The following is a 16,924-nucleotide window of genomic DNA, read 5'->3' on the forward strand; positions in this document are numbered from 1 at the left end:
CAAGGTCGTCGAACGTCGAAAAGTCGTCCTCCGACCCTATCGCGCCGGGGCCCCGGCTCCGTACCGCATTACCGCACGCGGCACTTGGGCGCGGCAGTTCGCGCAAGCCCGGGGCGAACTGATTGTACGGAATGCTTACGTCTGAGTACGCTCCGTACCCCATGCGACGCTCTCAGCGCCCCGACGACCGCTGGCCCGACTCCGCCCGCTCCCATGGCTGCCCGCCCGTCGCGGGCAACCTTCCGGCCGAGCTGACTGCTTTCTTCGGGCGCACCGCCGAACTGGCGGCGCTGCCCGCGGCCTTGGCGTCGGCCCGTCTGGTGACCGTGACGGGCGTCGGCGGGGTGGGCAAGTCACGGCTCGCGGCGCGGGTGGCGGCCGCGGTCGGGCCGCGGGACGGGGCCTGGCTGGTGGAGCTCGCGGGGGTGCGCGACCCGCATCTCGTGGAGCACGCCGTGGCCAGTGCCCTGGAGCTGACGGACCACACGAGCCGCTCGCCGCGGCAGGTGCTGCTCGACCGGCTCGCGGGGCGGGAACTGCTTCTCGTCGTCGACGGGTTCGAGCACCTGGTGGACGCGACGGCGTCGCTGGTGCGGGATCTGCTGCTGCGCTGCCCGGGGCTGCGGGTGCTCGCGGCGGGCCGCAGGCCGCTCGGCACGGCCGGTGAGCGGGTGCTGCCGCTCGCGCCGATGCCGGAGCCGGACGCGGCCGCGCTGTTCACCGACCGGGCGGCGGCGTGCCTGCCGGGCTTCGCGCCGGACGGGCGCGACCTCGCCGACGTGCGGGAGCTGTGCCGCCGTCTCGACGGGATCCCGCTCGCCCTGGAGCTGGCGGCGGGGCGGCTGCGGGTGCTTTCCCCGGGGCAGCTCCTGGCCCGCCTCGACGACCGGTTCCGGCTGCTCTCCGGTACGCGACGCGATGTGCCGCCGCGCCATCAGACCCTGCGGACCGCGATCGGCTGGAGCCATGAGCTGTGCACGGCGCGGGAGCGGCTCCTGTGGGCGCGGCTCTCCGTCTTCTCCGGGCCGTTCGACCTGGAGTCGGTCGAGTACGTGTGCAGCGGTGACGGGCTGCACGAGGACGACATCCTGGACGTGCTCGACGAGTTGCTCGCGCAGTCGCTGGTCTCCCGTGAGGAGAGCCCGACGGGGGTGCGCTACCGGATGCTCGACACGGTCCGGGCGTACGGCTCGGAGTGGCTGGAGGCGACCGGCGACGCGGCTCGGATGCGGCGCAGGCACCGCGACTGGTACATGGGGCTCGCCACCTGGTGCGAGCTGGACTGGTTCTCGCCCCGGCAGGCGGAGGTGGCCACGCTCGTCGAGTGCGAGCTGCCCAATCTGCGCACCGCCCTGGAGTTCTGCCTGACCGAGCCGGACGAGACGCACCTGGGCCAGTATCTGGCGGGCACGCTGTGGTTCTGCTGGGTGGGCTGCGGGCGCCTCGCGGAGGGCAGGCACTGGCTGGAGCGGGCCGTCGAGTTGGAGGGCGCGCACGAGGAGTCGCGGCTGAAGGCGCTGTGGGTGCTCGGGTACGTGGCGATCCTCCAGGGCGACACGGTGCCCGCGCTGTGCGCGCTCCAGGAGTGCAAGGACACGGCGGAGCGCACCGGCAGCGCCGTCGCGGCGGCGTACGCGGTGCACCGCCTGGGCTGTCTGGCGCTGGTCACGGACGACATGCCGCGCGCGGAGCGGCTGCTGCGCACGGCGCTCGACCAGTACCGGCGGATCGGGGAGCTGAACAGCAACGTCCTGATGGGCCAGGTCGAGCTGGCGATGGCGATGGCCTTCCAGGGGGAGCTCGGGGACGCGGTGGAGCTGTGCGAGGACGCGCGCCAGGTCTGTGAGGACCACGGGGAGCGCTGGGCACTGGCGTACGCCCTGTATGTCCTTGGTTACGCGGCCTGGGCGCACGGCGAGCAGGGGCGGGCGCGGGACCTGGTCACCCGGTGCCTGGACCTGGACCACGCCTTCCACGACCTGCTCGGCACGGTGCTCGCCGTCGAGCTGCTGGCGCTGTTCACGGTGGCGGAGGGCGACGCGGCGGAGGCGGCGGTGCTGCAGGGTGCCGCGGCGCGGATCTGGCCGTCGGTGGGGCTACCGCTGTTCGGCTCGGAGCACTTCGGCGGGCCGCACGTCCTGTGCGAGGCGCAGGCGCGGGAGCGGCTCGGTGACGAGCGGTACGAGGCGTGCCTGCGGGCGGGCGCCGAGCTGAGCCCCGATGTGGCGGTCTCGCGGGCGCTGCGCCGGCGCGCGGAGGTGACCGGGGCGTGCCGCCCCGGCCGCGGTGAGGGGCCGGTGCCGCCGGGCGCCCCGGAAACGCGCGAACCCGCCGTCTCCCCGACCACACGGGGCGGGGAGACGGCGGGCTGAAGCAGGTGAGGCTACGTCCGGGTCAGCGGGCGTAGTACTCGACGACGAGCTGCTCGTCGCAGATCACGGGGATCTCCTTGCGGTTCGGCTCGCGGTCCAGGCGGAAGGCCAGGGCCTTCAGGTTCACCTGGAGGTAGCGCGGGGTCTCGCCGTCGGCGGCGAAGCCACCCTCGCGCGCGACCTCGAACAGCGGCTTCTGGCGGCTGCGCTCGCGGACCATGACGACGTCGTCCGGCTTCACGCGGAAGGACGGCTTGTCGACCTTCTGGCCGTTGACCTCGATGTGGCCGTGGACGACCATCTGGCGGGCCTGGTAGATCGTGCGGGCGATGCCCGAACGCAGAACCAGGGCGTCGAGACGACGCTCCAGCTCGATCACCAGGGCCTCACCGGTCTTGCCCTGGGTCTTGGCGGCACGCTCGTAGGCGCGGACGAGCTGACGCTCGGACACGTCGTACTGCGCACGCAGACGCTGCTTCTCGAGCAGACGGACCTTGTAGTCCGAGTTCTGCTTGCGGCCGCGGCCGTGCTCGCCCGGCGGGTAGGGGCGGGCCTCGAAGTACTTGACGGCCTTCGGGGTCAGCGCGATGCCGAGCGCACGCGACTTCTTGACCTTGGGGCGGGACTGGTTCGGCATGAACCAAACACCTCTGTTTTCTGTACGGAATCGGCTTCACCAGGGTTAGGGGAGGTCGCATCCGCAGCCTGGGAAACCCGATGGGTCCGGTCGGTCGGACTCACCTGGCAGCCGTTCCCTGGTCTGGGCACTATGTGCAGCACGCGAGTGGCCCACCGACCGTGTCCCGGGATCCGGGAGGGTGGTGGGCTGCCCGCGACACCTTCGACGGTGCGCGACGCTCCTGGAACTTCCCCGCCCGGGGGCGGGGGCTCCGGCTGGATGTCCCGTTCTGGTGGTGCCGGTACGAGACCGGACACGGGACGCAGCACTTCGAGGGATTCTACAGGGCGGTCGTGACCGCTTGCGACACAGGGCCGTCAGGGCCGCTTGCGGCCGAGGTGCTTCCTGGTCCACTCGACGGCGTCGGCGTACCGGGCCTCGGCGCCGTGCCGGGTGGGGGTGTAGTACTCGCGGTCGCGCAGGGCCTCCGGGGCGTACTCCTGTGCGGCGATGCCTTCGGGCAGGTCGTGCGGATACACATAGCCCTGGGCGTGCCCCAGCTTGGCCGCGCCCTTGTAGTGGCCGTCGCGCAGATGCGGTGGGACCGGGCCCGCGTGGCCCTTGCGGACGTCGTCGAGGGCGGCGCCTATGGCCGTGGTCGCGGCGTTCGACTTCGGGGCCAGGGCGAGGGCGATGGTGGCGTGGCTGAGGGTGAGGGCCGCCTCCGGGAAGCCGATCATGGCGACGGCCTGGGCGGCGGCGACGGCGGTGGGCAGGGCCGTCGGGTCGGCGAGGCCGATGTCCTCGCTGGCCGAGATCATCAGGCGGCGGGCGATGAACCGGGGGTCCTCGCCCGCCTCGATCATGCGGGCCAGATAGTGCAGGGCCGCGTCCACGTCCGAGCCGCGGATGGACTTGATCAGGGCGCTCGCGACGTCGTAGTGCTGGTCTCCGGCGCGGTCGTACTTGACCGCCGCGCGGTCGACGGACTCCTCCAGGGTCTGGAGCGTGATCTCCTGCTCGCCCTTGGAGAGGGCCGAGCCCGCGCCCGCTTCGAGGGCGGTGAGCGCGCGGCGGGCGTCGCCGCCCGCGATCCGCAGGAGGTGCCCCTCGGCGTCCTCGGGCAGGGTGACGGCGCCGCCGAGGCCGCGCTCGTCGGTGAGGGCCCGCTTCAGGAGTCCGCGCAGGTCGTCGTCCGTGAGCGGTTCGAGAGTGAGCAGCAGGGAACGGGACAGGAGCGGGGAGATCACGGAGAAGTACGGATTCTCCGTTGTCGCGGCGATCAGCGTCACCCAGCGGTTCTCGACGGCGGGCAGCAGGGAGTCCTGCTGGGCCTTGCTGAAGCGGTGGATCTCGTCGAGGAAGAGGACAGTCTCCTTGCCGTGGCCGCCGAGGGCGCGGCGGGCACCGTCGATGACCGCGCGGACCTCCTTGACGCCCGCGGTGATCGCGGAGAGCTCCACGAAGCGCTTGTTCGTCGCCTTGGAGACGACGTACGCCAGGGTGGTCTTGCCGATGCCGGGCGGGCCCCAGAGGAACACCGACGATGCTCCGGCGGGGCCGCCACCGCCTTCGACGAGTCGGCGCAGCGGCGATCCGGGCCGGAGCAGATGCTGCTGTCCGACGACTTCGTCGAGGGTACGCGGGCGCATCCGGACGGCCAGGGGACTGCTGGACGGGTCCTTCTCCTGGCGGTCTTCGGCTGCGGCGGTGAACAGGTCGGGCTCCACGTCGAAAACCCTATGTCACCCCACTGACAACCGGCCCCGGCCGCCTCAGACCCAGAGGTCGGAGCCCCAGCGCGTGAGGATCAGCATCGCGATGATCCCGATGTGCACGACCGGCAGGGCCCAGGAGAAGTCCTCGAAGAAGGTCTTCAGCCAGCCCGGCGCGGGCAGGAAGCCCTGGCGGACGTTGAAGGCCGTGACGTACCAGAACATCAGGATCGTGGCGACCCAGGCCAGGCAGCACCACAGGCACAGCGCGTTGATGCGGTACAGCGACTGGAACTGCAGCCAGGTGCAGAAGCCGACGCCGAAGAGCGTGCCCGCGTTGAAGGTGAGCCAGTACCAGCGCGGGAAGCGGGCGCGGCCGAGCAGGCTCATGCCGACACCGATCACGACGGCGTACGCGGCGAGGCCCAGCATCGGGTTCGGGAAGCCGAACGCCTCCGCCTGGTCGCTCTTCATGATGCTGCCGCAGGCCACAACCGGGTTGATGCTGCAGCCCGGCTGGAAGTTCGGGTCCTTCAGGAGCTCGAACTTGTCGAGCGTGATGACCCAGGAGGCGAGCAGCCCGGCGGCTCCGGTGATCACCAGGAGCAGCGCCAGCGCCCTGCTGCCGCCGGCGGCCCCCGGCGCGTCCTCGTGGTCCTGGCCGGCCGCGGCGCCGTCCTTCACTGGCTGCTTCACCGAGGTGGGTTTACTCATCACGCCGTTCCGTCGCTCGTGGTGGCCTGCGGGCAGGGACATTGTGCCGTACGTAGCTGTGTGTCCACCGATCGGTGGACACAAGCAGATACGTATGGGGGTCCCGCCGTGTTCGCTCCGGCGGGAGGCTCGATGTCATGACGACGCAACGCACGAAGTCATGACCGCGGAGGGGGTGACGTCATGACGGCAGGGGCGATGAGGACGGCGCCAGGGACGGCGGGGTCGAGAACGGCGGACACGGGTCAACTCGCCGTTGACGTCAGGGGTCTGCGCAAGAGGTACGGCCCCGTGACAGCCGTGGACGGCATAGACCTGAGGGTGGCGCACGGCGAGGTGTTCGGCATCCTCGGGCCGAACGGCGCGGGCAAGTCCACGACCGTCGAGATCCTCCAGGGCCACCGCACGCGCGACGAGGGTGAGGTGTCCGTCCTGGGTGTCGACCCCGCGACGGCCGTCCTGCGGCTCGTCGCGGAGGGCTGCACCAACACCGAGAGCGGCACGGGCTCCTGGAAGGCTGCCCCGGAGAACTGGCCTGGAGGGTCGACCGGGAGGACCGAATCCCCACGCCCCGGGACATGGCTGGGCCCCGGGCGCGCATCCGCACCCGGGGCCCACCTCACAGCATCAGACCAGCTTGCTCTTCACCACGGCCACGATCTCGTCCACCGCGACCGCCTCCTGCTCGCCGGACTCCATGTCCTTGAGCTGGACGACGCCCTCGGCAAGATCGCGCTCACCGGCGACGACGGTGAAGCGGGCGCCGGAGCGGTTGGCGTTCTTCATGGCGCCCTTGAGTCCCTTCCCGCCGTACGAGAAGTCGGCGGCGATCCCCGCCCGACGCAACTCCGTCACCTTGGCGAAGAGGACCCGCCGCGCCTCCTCGCCGAGCGGCACCGCGAACACGCTGGTGGCCGCGGGCAGGTCGAGGGTGATGCCCTCCGCCTCCAGGGCGAGCACGGTGCGGTCCACGCCGAGCGCCCAGCCGACGGACGGCAGCGCGGGGCCGCCGATCATCTCGGACAGGCCGTCGTAGCGCCCGCCGCCGCCGACCGCGGACTGCGAGCCGAGGCCGTCGTGGACGAACTCGAAAGTGGTGCGCGTGTAGTAGTCGAGCCCGCGGACCAGCTTCGGGTCGTCCTCGTAGGCGACGCCCGCCGCGGTCAGGAGCTCCCGCACCTGCTCGTGGTACGCCTTGCAGGCGTCGCACAGGTAGTCGGCCAGCATCGGCGCGCCCACGAGCTGCTTCTGCACGTCGGCGCGCTTGTCGTCCAGGACGCGGAGCGGGTTGATGTCGATACGTCGACGGGTCTCCTCGTCCAGGTCGAGGCCGCGCAGGAAGTCCTGGAGGGCGGCGCGGTAGACGGGGCGGCACTCCTTGTCGCCGAGGGAGTTCAGCAGGATGCGGAACTCCTTCAGGCCGAGCGAGCGGTAGGCCTGGTCGGCCAGGATGATCAGCTCGGCGTCGAGCGCCGGGTCCTCCGCGCCGATGGCCTCGGCACCGACCTGGGAGAAGTGGCGGTAGCGGCCCTTCTGCGGGCGTTCGTAGCGGTAGTACGAGCCCGAGTACCAGAGCTTGACCGGGAGGTTGCCCGCCTTGTGCAGGTTGCCCTCGAGGGCGGCGCGCAGCACGGAGGCGGTGCCTTCGGGACGCAGCGCGAGCTTGTCGCCGCCCTTGGTCTCGAAGGCGTACATCTCCTTGGTGACGATGTCGGTCGACTCGCCGACACCGCGCGCGAACAGCTCGACGTTCTCGAAGCCGGGCGTCTCGACATAGCCGTACCCGGAGTTGCGCAGGGGCGCGGCGATCGCCTCACGGACGGCGAGGTAGGTCGCGGAGTCCGGCGGCAGCAGGTCGTACGTGCCCTTGGGGGCCTGGAAGGTACTCACGGGGTTTCTCTCGTCACATTCCTCGTCGGGGAGCGTCGGCTCCCAGGCCGGCGGCCACCTGGCGCAGATACGGGTTGGTGGCGCGCTCACGGCCGATGGTCGTGTGCTCGTTGTGGCCGGGCAGGACCACGGTCGAGTCGTCGAGCGGCAGGCACACGCGTGCCAGCGACTCGAGTATGTCGGCGTGCGATCCGCCGGGCAGGTCGGTGCGTCCGATGGAGCCGGCGAACAGCAGGTCGCCCGAGAAGAACACCGAGGGGACCTCGGCGGACTCGGGCAGCTGGAAGGTCACCGACCCCTTCGTATGCCCCGGTGCGTGCGCGACGGAGAAGTCGAGACCGGCGAGCTTCAGCTGCTCGCCGTCGGCCAGCTCCCTGAGGTCGGAGGGCTCCCCCACGGTCAGCTCACCGAGCAACTGCGCGCCGAAGGCGCGGCCGATGGCCTTCTCCGGGTCGCTCATCATGTACCGGTCCTCGGGGTGGATCCAGGCGGGCACGTCATGCGCGCCGCAGACCGGGACGACCGACGCCACATGGTCGATGTGGCCATGGGTGAGGATGACGGCGACGGGCTTGAGCCGATGCTTCCGGAGCGCTTCCTCGACTCCTTCGGTGGCCTGATGCCCCGGGTCGATGATCACGCATTCCTCGCCCGCGGCGGGGGCGACCAGGTAGCAGTTGGTCCCCCAGGCCCCGGCGGGAAACCCGGCAATGAGCACGATCGTCCTTCGTTTCGTCGTCCGGCGGAGGTGGCAGCGGAGATTGCGGCAGTTCAGAGCCTACCGGCGCTGCCGATTCCACAGCTAACCCATATACGGTACGGGGCACACGCGGCCGGTCACGCCGCGCGACGACGACCCAGGCGACGTACGACAGACGCGCCGACCGAGACGTACAAGGAGTGCACCCGGTGGTCAGCCAGGAACAGCGGCGCAAGCAGCTCGCGCGGGAGAAGTTCTTGCGGCAGCAGCAGCGGCGGGAGGCCGCGCGACGTCGGCGGCGGATGCGCAACGCGGTGATCGCCGGTGCGGTCGCCTTGGTGGTGGCGGGCGGCGCGGTCTCGTACGCGGCGGGCGCCTTCGACGACGGCGGCTCGACGAAGGACGACGCGGCCCCGACGCCGACGCCCACCAAGCCGAAGGACCCCTGCGGCAAGGCCGCGCCGGGCAAGATCAAGCCGCTCTCCTTCAAGAAGGAGCCGGCGCTCACTGTCGACAAGTCGGCCTCGTACCGGATGAAGCTGGCCACTACGTGCGGCGACATAGACATCGCCATGGACGCGGCGAAAGCCCCGCACACCGTGAACTCGTTCAATTTCCTGGCGGGCAAGGGGTACTTGGACCACACCGCGTGCCACCGTCTGACCGCGGGCAACGTCAACGTCCTGCAGTGCGGCGACCCGAAGGGCACCGGCGAAGGCGACCCCGGCTACACCATTCCGGACGAGAACCTGAAGGACAAGCGGCTCAAGGGCGGTGTGTACCCGGCGGGCACGGTCGCCATGGCGAACAAGTACAAGCCGGACACGAAGAAGGGCCGCGACACCGGCGGCAGCCAGTTCTTCCTCGTCTACCAGGACAGCCAGTTGCCGCCCGACTACACGCCGTTCGGAACCGTCTCCGACGCCGGCATGAAGGTCCTCAAGAAGATCGCCGGAGCCGGTGAGAGCAGCGGGCAGGGCGACGGCGCACCGAACGCGACGGTCGTCATCGACAAGGCCACCGTACGTAAATCCTGACCACCGGCGGGCGAATTTCGCTCGCGCTGGATGCGGACAGCCGCCCCGCCGGTCGCCTATGTTGGCGGTGACGAAACTGTGGACGATGCCGGGGGCCCGTGGCCTTGTGCAGGCATCATGTGGAGGAGGCGCTGTGAGCAGCGACCCGTGGGGCCGCGTCGACGAGACGGGGACCGTGTACGTGCGTACGGCCGACGGCGGCGAGCGAGTGGTCGGATCGTGGCAGGCAGGATCTCCTGAGGAGGCCCTGGCCTATTTCGAGCGCAAGTACGACGGTCTGGTCGTCGAGATCGGACTTCTCGAGCGCCGGGTGAAGACGACCGACCTGTCGGCCAAGGACGCGACGACCGCCATCGACCACCTGCGCCAGCAGGTCGACGAGGCGCACGCCGTCGGCGACCTGGACGCGCTCGGCAAGCGGCTCGACACGCTGGTCGAGACCGTCGAGGCGCGCCGTGAGGAGCGCAAGGCCCAGAAGGCCAAGCAGTCGGACGAGGCGCGGCACTCCAAGGAGGCGCTGGTCGCGGAGGCCGAGGAGCTGGCCCAGAGCGAGCAGTGGCGTGCGGCCGGCGAGCGCCTGCGGGCCCTGGTGGACACCTGGAAGGGGCTGCCCCGCCTCGACCGCAAGTCCGACGACGAGCTGTGGCACCGCTTCTCGCACGCCCGCTCGGCGTTCTCCAAGCGCCGCAAGGCCCACTTCGCGTCCCTGGACGCGCAGCGCGAGGACGCCCGCAAGGCCAAGGAGAAGCTGGTAGCGGAGGCCGAGGCGCTGTCGGGCTCGACGGACTGGGGCCCGACGGCCGCGCGCTACCGCGAGCTGATGGCCGACTGGAAGGCCGCGGGCCGCGCCCAGCGCGAGCACGAGGACGACCTGTGGAACCGCTTCCGCGGCGCCCAGGACGTGTTCTTCGCGGCGCGCAGCGCGGTCTTCGCGGAGCGCGACGCCGAGCAGGGCGAGAACCTGAAGCTCAAGGAGGAGCTGGCGGACGAGGCCGAGAAGCTCGTCCCGGTGACGGATCTGAAGGCGGCCCGCGCGGCCTTCCGGTCCATCAACGAGCGCTGGGAGGCCATCGGCCACGTCCCGCGTGACGCCCGGCCGAAGGTCGAGGGCCGGATGCACGCGGTCGAGCGGGCCCTTCAGGAGTCCGAGGAGGCCGAGTGGCGCCGGACGAACCCGGAGGCGCGTGCGCGCGCCGAGGGCCTGACCGGTCAGCTCCAGGCCGCCGTCGACAAGCTCCGGGGCCAGATCGAGGCGGCGCGCACGGCGGGCAACGACGCCAAGGCCGACAAGCTCCAGAAGGAACTGGACGGCCGCCAGGCGCTGCTGGACCAGGCGCTGAAGGGTCTGCACGAGTTCGGCGGCTGAGTTTTTCGCTGGCTGCGTTGTCTACGTAGAGGGGCTCCCACACAGGACGTGTGGGAGCCCCTCTGCGTAGTGGCCGGGTCTACGGCCTGCGCGCCGACGTCACCCGGTACACGTCGTACACGCCCTCGACTCCCCTGACCGCCTTGAGCACATGGCCCAGGTGCTTGGGGTCGCCCATCTCGAAGGTGAAGCGGGAGGTGGCGACCCGGTCGCGGGAGGTCTGCACGGCCGCGGACAGGATGTTGACGTGCTGGTCGGAGAGGATGCGCGTGACGTCCGAGAGCAGCCGGGAGCGGTCCAGGGCCTCCACCTGGATGGCCACCAGGAAGACCGACGACTGCGTGGGCGCCCACTCGACCTCGAGGATGCGCTCCGGCTCGCGGGACAGCGAGTCCACGTTCACGCAGTCGCTGCGGTGAACCGATACGCCACTGCCGCGCGTGACGAAGCCGATGATGGGGTCGCCCGGCACCGGCGTGCAGCAGCGGGCCAGCTTGACCCACACGTCGTCGACGCCCTTGACGACGACTCCGGGGTCGGCGTTGGAGCGGCGCTTGGAGCGGCCGCGCGAGGGCGGCGCGCTCTCGGCGATGTCCTCGTTGGCGGCCTCCTCGCCGCCGAGCGCCTGGACGAGCTTCTGCACGACGCTCTGCGCGGTGACGTGGCCCTCGCCGATCGCCGCGTACAGCGAGGAGATGTCGGGGTAGCGCATCTCGTGCGCGAGGGTGACCAGGGAGTCGCCGGTGAGGATGCGCTGGATCGGCAGGTTCTGCTTGCGCATGGCGCGCGCGATGGCGTCCTTGCCCTGCTCGATGGCCTCCTCGCGGCGCTCCTTGGAGAACCAGGCGCGGATCTTGTTGCGGGCCCGCGGCGACTTGACGAAGCCGAGCCAGTCCCGGGAAGGTCCCGCGCCCGCGGCCTTGGAGGTGAAGACCTCCACCAGATCGCCGTTGTCCAGGGTCGATTCGAGGGGCACGAGCCGTCCGTTGACCCGGGCGCCTATGGTGCGGTGGCCGACCTCGGTGTGCACCGCGTACGAGAAGTCGACCGGGGTCGCGCCCGCGGGGAGCGCGATGACGTCGCCCTTCGGCGTGAAGACGAAGACCTCGTTGCGCGACAGGTCGAAGCGCAGGGACTCCAGGAACTCGCTGGGGTCCTCGGTCTCCTTCTGCCAGTCCAGGAGCTGGCGCAGCCACGCCATGTCGTTGAGGTGGTCGTCCTTGCCGGTCTTCTTCGGCACGTCGGTGCGCACCTTGGAGGCGCCGGCGACGGCCTCCTGCTTGTACTTCCAGTGCGCGGCGATGCCGTACTCGGCGCGGCGGTGCATGTCGAACGTGCGGATCTGCAGCTCGACGGGCTTGCCGTTGGGGCCGATGACCGTCGTGTGCAGCGACTGGTACATGTTGAACTTCGGCATCGCGATGTAGTCCTTGAACCGGCCGGGGACCGGGTTCCATCGCGCGTGGACGGTGCCGAGCGCCGCGTAGCAGTCGCGGACGGTGTCCACGAGGACGCGGATGCCCACCAGGTCGTAGATCTCCGCGAAGTCACGGCCGCGGACGATCATCTTCTGGTAGACGCTGTAGTAGTGCTTGGGCCGCCCGGTGACGGTGGCCTTGATGCGGGCGGCGCGCAGGTCGGCCTGGACCTCGTCGGTCACTATGGCCAGGTACTCGTCGCGCTTGGGGGCGCGCTCGGCCACCAGACGCACGATCTCGTCGTACATCTTGGGGTAGAGGATCGCGAAGGCGAGGTCCTCCAGCTCCCACTTGATGGTGTTCATGCCCAGGCGGTGCGCCAGCGGAGCGTAGATCTCCAGCGTCTCGCGGGCCTTCTTCTCCTGCTTCTCGCGCTTGAGGTAGCGCATCGTGCGCATGTTGTGCAGACGGTCGGCGAGCTTGATGACCAGGACGCGGGGGTCCTTGGCCATGGCGACGACCATCTTGCGCACGGTCTCGGCCTGCGCGGCCTCGCCGAACTTGACCTTGTCGAGCTTGGTGACGCCGTCGACGAGCAGGGCGACCTGGTCGCCGAAGTCGCGGCGCAGGGTGTCCAGGCCGTACTCGGTGTCCTCGACGGTGTCGTGCAGGAGGCCCGCCATCAGGGTCGCGGGGTCCATGCCGAGCTCGGCGAGGATGGTGGTGACGGCGAGCGGGTGCGTGATGTACGGGTCGCCGCTCTTGCGCTTCTGGCCGCGGTGCCAGCGCTCGGCGACCTGGTAGGCGCGCTCGATCTGGCGGAGCGTCGCGGTCTCGATCTTCGGGTCGTTGCTCCGCACTATGCGAAGCAGCGGCTCCAGAACCGGGTTGTACGGGTTGGAGCGCTGGACGCCGAGGCGGGCGAGACGGGCGCGCACGCGGTTGGAGGATCCGGAGCGCTCGGCCTTGCCGCTGACGGGGGGCTTGCTCGGGGCGGGGGTCCGACCGGGGGCCGGGCGGACCGGCGGGGCGGCGGGCGCCGGCGGGGCGGGCTGCGGCTCGGTCGGCGGCTTGGGGCGGGTCTGTTCGACCGACCGCGTCTCGGCCGGTCGCGGCGCACCCTGCTCGCCCTGTGCGGACGTCCCGCCGGGCGCGCTCGGTGCCTTCTTCGCGGGCGCGCCTGCGGGCGCCGCGGCCCGCTCGGCGGGCTGGGCGGACTTGGCGGCGGCAAGTGGCTGGGACTCGTCTGGCAAGAGCGCTCCCTGTGCGCGATCGGGTCCCCCGGTGAGGTCCCGAAGTGCCCATGGTATCGATCCTGGGCCGACGGCTCGCCCTCGGCCGGTGAGACGGCTCTGTACTGGAGAAACACCAGAGGCGGGCGCCGGATTCCGCCGGGCCCGCCTCTGTCTCCGCTTCGGTGGTGCTGGAGTGCCCCGCGCCGGCCGCCGCGGCCGGGCACTCCCATGAGGGCCTCTGCTGCCCTCTCCTGGGTCCTCAGACCGTGAGCAGGGCCTCCAGGGGCGCGCCGTCCAGAGCGGGATTCAGCCGCTCGCGGCCGTTCAGGAAGCCCAGCTCCATCAGGACCGCCACCCCGGCCACCTCGGCCCCGGCACGGCGGATGAGCCGCAGCGAGGCCTCGGCGGTGCCGCCGGTGGCGAGGACGTCGTCGATGACCATGACGCGGTCGCCGGGCTTGAGGTCCTCGGCGTGCACCTCGATCTCCGCGCTGCCGTACTCCAGGTCGTAGCGCTGGCTGAGGGTCGCCCCGGGGAGCTTGCCCGCCTTGCGTACGGGAATGAAGCCGACCCCGGCCTTCAGCGCGACCGGGGCGCCCAGGATGAACCCGCGCGCCTCCAGACCCACGACCTTGGTGGCCCCGTGCCGCACGCTCAGGTCGGCGAGGGCGCCGGTCAGAGCGGCGAACGCGGCCGGGTCCGCGAGCAGCGGCGTGATGTCCTTGAACAGCACGCCGGGCTCGGGGTAGTCCGGCACGTCACGGATGCGGCTCAGGAGCAGCGCGTTGACGTCGACGAGTTCGGTCATCGGCGTTTCCCCGACGGGCGGCCGCGGCCGCGGTTGCGGGCGGGCTGCGCACGGGGACCCGAGCGCGGGCCGACCACGGCGGGGGCGGAGTCCTCGTCGGGCTCCGCGTCCTGCGGGCTCTCGTCCGCGGACACCGGGGTCTCGGCGGACTCGCCCTTGGCGGCGTCCGCCCTGCGCTTGGCGAGCACCCGCTTCTTGAGCGCCTTCATCTGCGGCTCGGTCTCCTTGAGATCGGCGACCAGCGGGGTCGCGATGAAGATCGAGGAGTACGCGCCCGCGGCGAGGCCGACGAACAGCGACAGCGAGATGTCGTTCAGCATGCCCGCGCCGAGGAAGCCGCCGCCGATGAACAGCAGGCCGGCGACCGGCAGGAGCGCCACCACCGTGGTGTTGATGGAGCGCACCAGCGTGCTGTTGATCGAGCGGTTGGCGACCTCGCTGTAGGTGAAGCGGGTCTGCTTGGCGAGGTCCTTCGACTGTTCCTTGAGGCTGTCGAAGACCACGACCGTGTCGTACAGCGAATAACCGAGGATGGTCAGCAGACCGATCACCGTGCCCGGTGTGACCTCGAAGCCCACGAGGGCGTACACACCCACGGTGATGGTGATGTCGTGGATGAGCGCGATCAGGGCGGCGAGCGCCATGCGCCACTCGAAGGCGATCGCCAGATAGATCACGACCAGGACCATGAAGATCGCCAGGCCTTGCCAGGCCTTGTTGGCGATCTGTTCGCCCCAGCTCGGGCCCACCAGGTCCGCGTTGATGTCGTCGGCCTTCATGTCGAGCTCCTTGGCGAGCTCGACCTTGATCTGGTCCGACTTCTCGGTGTCCACGCCGGCGATCTGGATGCGCAGGGTGTCGTTGCCGAGCTTCTGCACGAGCGCGTCGTGGCCGGAGGCCTCTTCCGCGACCTCTTCCGCCTTGGCGACCGACACGCTGGTCTTCGGCGTGTTGAAGACGGCGCCGCCCTCGAACTCGATGCCCATGTTCAGGCCGCGCACCGCCAGGCCGACGATGGCCGTGATGGTGATCAGGATCGAGATGCCGTACCAGATCTTGCGCTTGCCGACGAAGTCGTAGCCGACCTCGCCGCGGTAGAGCTTGGCGCCGAGATCTCCGAGTTTCGACATCTCACGCCTCCTTCGGGGTCGAGTCGACGGGGGCGGCGGTCGCGGCGGCGCGCGAGCGGCGCAGCGGCGGCTTGGCACCGAGACGCTTCGGGTCGAGTCCGGACCACTTGCCGCCGCCCGCGAAGAACTTCTTGCGGGCCATGATCGTCATCAGTGGCTTGGTGAAGAAGAACACCACGACGACGTCGAGCAGCGTGGTCAGACCCAGCGTGAACGCGAAGCCCTGGACCTTGCCCACGGTGACGACGAAGAGCACCGCGGCGGCGAGGAAGGACACGAAGTCGGACACCAGGATGGTGCGCCGGGCCCGCGGCCAGGCGCGCTCGACGGCGGGCCGCAGCGTACGGCCCTCGCGGATCTCGTCCCTTATGCGTTCGAAGTAGACGATGAACGAGTCGGCGGTGATACCGATGGCGACGATGGCGCCACAGACCGCGGGCAGGTTCAGCGCGAACTTAATCGTCGGGCCGAGCAGCGTCATGATCGTGTACGTCAGCGCCGCGGAGACACCGAGGGACGCGATGGCGATGAAGGCCAGACCGCGGTAGTACGCGACCAGGTAGATGATGACGAGCGCGAGGCCGATGGCGCCCGCGATCAGACCGGCGCGCAGCTGCTCGCCGCCGAGGGCCGCGCTGACGGTCTGGACGCTCTGCTCCTTGAAGGTCAGCGGGAGCGCGCCGTACGACAGGATGTTGGCCAAGTCCTTGGCCTCGTCCTGGGTGAAGCTGCCGGAGATCTCGGCCTGGCCGGAGGTCAGTGCCTGCTTCACGTACGGAGCGGAGACGACCTCGCCGTCCATGACGATGCCGAACTCGTTCTGCGGCGGCTGCTTGCTGGCGAGCTTGCCGGTGATGTCACCGAACTGCTTCGTGCCCTTGCCGGAGAACTCCATCGTGACCTTCCAGCCAGCGGCACCCTGGGTGTCGTAGACGGCCTTCGCGTCATCGACCTCCTTGCCGTTGACCTCGGAGGGTCCGAGGATGAACTTGTCCCAGCCCTTGCCGTCGCCGCTCTTGCCGCAGGCCACGACCGGGTCGGTGGGTTTGACGCCCTTCTTGACCTTCAGGCGGGCCTTCTCGTCGGTGCAGTCCAGCTTGGTGAACTGCTCCTGGAGCTTGGCGGTGGGGTCGGGCGGCGGCGGGGCCTTCACACCCTTGCCCTTGTCGGCATCGTCCTTGGCCGCGCCGGTGGGCGTCCCGGTCGGGGTGGGCTCGTCCTTCAGGCCGTCGGTGACGGAACGGCCCTGGGTCGTCGGCGTCCCGCTCGGCGTGGTCGCCTTGTCCTCGGGCTTGTCGCTCTCCTTGGACTTGTCGCCCTTGTCGCCGCCCGTGCCCTTGTCGCCCTTGTCACCCTTGTCGGAGGACGACGGCTTCGGCTTCGGCTTCTCGCCGGGGCCGGTGCTGGGCTGCTGGGCGAGGACAGGCCGGAAGTAGAGCTGAGCGGTCGTGCCGACCTGCTCCCGCGCCTGCTTGGCGTTGGTGCCCTTGGGGATGTTGACGATGATGTTCCGGTCGCCCTGGGTCTGCACCTCGGCTTCGGAGACACCCAGACCGTTGACACGGTTGTTGATGATGTCAACGGCCGTGTTCATGTTGGTCTTGTTGATCGCGTTCTTCTGGCCCGGCTCGTTCTTCGCCTCGAGCGTGATGCTCGTACCCCCGGCGAGGTCGATGCCCAGGCGGGGGGTGGTGTGCCCGGAGAGGAACATCCCTCCGGTGAGCGCCACCAGGGCGATCATGATCAGGACCAGGGTGCGGCCCGGTTTCCCCTGGGCGGCCTGCCTACGGCCCTTCTTGGGTGCTGCCACCTTCTCGTTCTCCCTGTCCAACCGTCCGGCCTGCGGGGTGCCCCCTCGTCACCTGCGCTGAGCGGAGGCCTGAGCGGAAGGGGCCCCGGGCGGGCGGCCATGAAGTTGTG

12 protein-coding genes and 1 pseudogene are annotated in these 16,924 nt (G+C 70.4%); 4 read left to right on the plus strand and 9 right to left on the minus strand.

What is annotated here, in order from left to right; genetic code table 11:
- The first annotated feature begins 161 nt into the window (after nt 1-161).
- Nucleotides 162-2,372, plus strand: a complete 2,211-nt coding sequence (locus ACZ6BG_RS25770; protein ID WP_469005542.1) for an ATP-binding protein — start codon at nt 162-164, stop codon at nt 2,370-2,372.
- Nucleotides 2,373-2,394: 22 nt separating this feature from the next.
- Here the strand turns inward: ACZ6BG_RS25770 and rpsD are convergent, their stop codons facing one another.
- From rpsD to ACZ6BG_RS25785, 3 genes are all read right to left on the minus strand, one after another.
- Nucleotides 2,395-3,009, minus strand: a complete 615-nt coding sequence (gene rpsD, locus ACZ6BG_RS25775) for a 30S ribosomal protein S4 (protein ID WP_030360491.1) — start codon at nt 3,007-3,009, stop codon at nt 2,395-2,397.
- A 359-nt stretch (nt 3,010-3,368) separates the two neighbouring features.
- Nucleotides 3,369-4,721, minus strand: coding sequence for a replication-associated recombination protein A (locus tag ACZ6BG_RS25780; RefSeq protein WP_469005545.1), 1,353 nt, complete (start codon nt 4,719-4,721; stop codon nt 3,369-3,371).
- 45 nt (nt 4,722-4,766) lie between these two features.
- Nucleotides 4,767-5,420 carry a vitamin K epoxide reductase family protein gene (locus ACZ6BG_RS25785; RefSeq protein ID WP_469005547.1) on the minus strand — a complete coding sequence of 218 codons (654 nt, stop codon included), beginning with the start codon at nt 5,418-5,420 and terminating at the stop codon, nt 4,767-4,769.
- A gap of 198 nt (nt 5,421-5,618) precedes the next feature.
- On the opposite strand from ACZ6BG_RS25785, the pseudogene ACZ6BG_RS25790 reads away from it, so the two are divergent.
- A pseudogene (locus ACZ6BG_RS25790) lies at nt 5,619-5,873 on the plus strand (ATP-binding cassette domain-containing protein); the annotation flags it as partial.
- Nucleotides 5,874-6,047: 174 nt separating this feature from the next.
- Here ACZ6BG_RS25790 and hisS read toward each other — a convergent pair.
- Complete coding sequence (hisS, locus tag ACZ6BG_RS25795) at nt 6,048-7,310, minus strand: histidine--tRNA ligase (protein WP_469005549.1); 1,263 nt, start codon at nt 7,308-7,310, stop codon at nt 6,048-6,050.
- 13 nt (nt 7,311-7,323) lie between these two features.
- Nucleotides 7,324-8,028: an MBL fold metallo-hydrolase gene (locus tag ACZ6BG_RS25800; RefSeq protein ID WP_469005551.1), complete on the minus strand. Its 705-nt coding sequence runs from the start codon at nt 8,026-8,028 to the stop codon at nt 7,324-7,326.
- Nucleotides 8,029-8,219: 191 nt separating this feature from the next.
- Between ACZ6BG_RS25800 and ACZ6BG_RS25805 the strand changes: the two genes are divergently transcribed.
- Both ACZ6BG_RS25805 and ACZ6BG_RS25810 read left to right on the plus strand, forming a co-directional pair.
- Nucleotides 8,220-9,047, plus strand: coding sequence for a peptidylprolyl isomerase (locus ACZ6BG_RS25805; RefSeq protein WP_469005553.1), 828 nt, complete (start codon nt 8,220-8,222; stop codon nt 9,045-9,047).
- A gap of 133 nt (nt 9,048-9,180) precedes the next feature.
- Nucleotides 9,181-10,413 (plus strand): DUF349 domain-containing protein, encoded by a 1,233-nt coding sequence (locus ACZ6BG_RS25810; protein ID WP_469005555.1) that lies wholly within the window; start codon nt 9,181-9,183, stop codon nt 10,411-10,413.
- Between the two features lie 79 nt (nt 10,414-10,492).
- On the opposite strand, the gene ACZ6BG_RS25815 is transcribed toward ACZ6BG_RS25810, so the two are convergent.
- The 4 genes from ACZ6BG_RS25815 to secD all read right to left on the minus strand — a co-directional run bounded on the left by ACZ6BG_RS25815 (nt 10,493) and on the right by secD (nt 16,814).
- A complete protein-coding gene (locus tag ACZ6BG_RS25815) occupies nt 10,493-13,084 on the minus strand; it encodes a RelA/SpoT family protein (RefSeq protein ID WP_469005557.1) in 2,592 nt (863 codons plus the stop codon).
- Nucleotides 13,085-13,325: 241 nt separating this feature from the next.
- Nucleotides 13,326-13,874 carry an adenine phosphoribosyltransferase gene (locus ACZ6BG_RS25820; protein ID WP_469005560.1) on the minus strand — a complete coding sequence of 183 codons (549 nt, stop codon included), beginning with the start codon at nt 13,872-13,874 and terminating at the stop codon, nt 13,326-13,328.
- Complete coding sequence (secF, locus tag ACZ6BG_RS25825; RefSeq protein WP_469005563.1) at nt 13,871-15,004, minus strand: protein translocase subunit SecF; 1,134 nt, start codon at nt 15,002-15,004, stop codon at nt 13,871-13,873. Before secF ends, ACZ6BG_RS25820 begins: the two co-directional genes overlap by 4 nt.
- Nucleotide 15,005: 1 nt before the next feature.
- Nucleotides 15,006-16,814 (minus strand): protein translocase subunit SecD, encoded by a 1,809-nt coding sequence (gene secD, locus ACZ6BG_RS25830; protein ID WP_469005565.1) that lies wholly within the window; start codon nt 16,812-16,814, stop codon nt 15,006-15,008.
- Nucleotides 16,815-16,924: the final 110 nt, after the last annotated feature.

The sequence above is a fragment of the Streptomyces sp. NPDC041205 genome (assembly GCF_055591765.1).

What these genes read in the sequence shown, in the direction of transcription:
- secF (WP_469005563.1), bottom strand. Translation starts at nt 15,004, where the DNA reads ATGTCGAAACTCGGAGATCTCGGCGCCAAGCTCTACCGCGGCGAGGTC.
- ACZ6BG_RS25785 (WP_469005547.1), bottom strand. Translation starts at nt 5,420, where the DNA reads ATGAGTAAACCCACCTCGGTGAAGCAGCCAGTGAAGGACGGCGCCGCG.
- ACZ6BG_RS25770 (WP_469005542.1), top strand. Translation starts at nt 162, where the DNA reads ATGCGACGCTCTCAGCGCCCCGACGACCGCTGGCCCGACTCCGCCCGC.
- rpsD (WP_030360491.1), bottom strand. Translation starts at nt 3,009, where the DNA reads ATGCCGAACCAGTCCCGCCCCAAGGTCAAGAAGTCGCGTGCGCTCGGC.
- ACZ6BG_RS25820 (WP_469005560.1), bottom strand. Translation starts at nt 13,874, where the DNA reads ATGACCGAACTCGTCGACGTCAACGCGCTGCTCCTGAGCCGCATCCGT.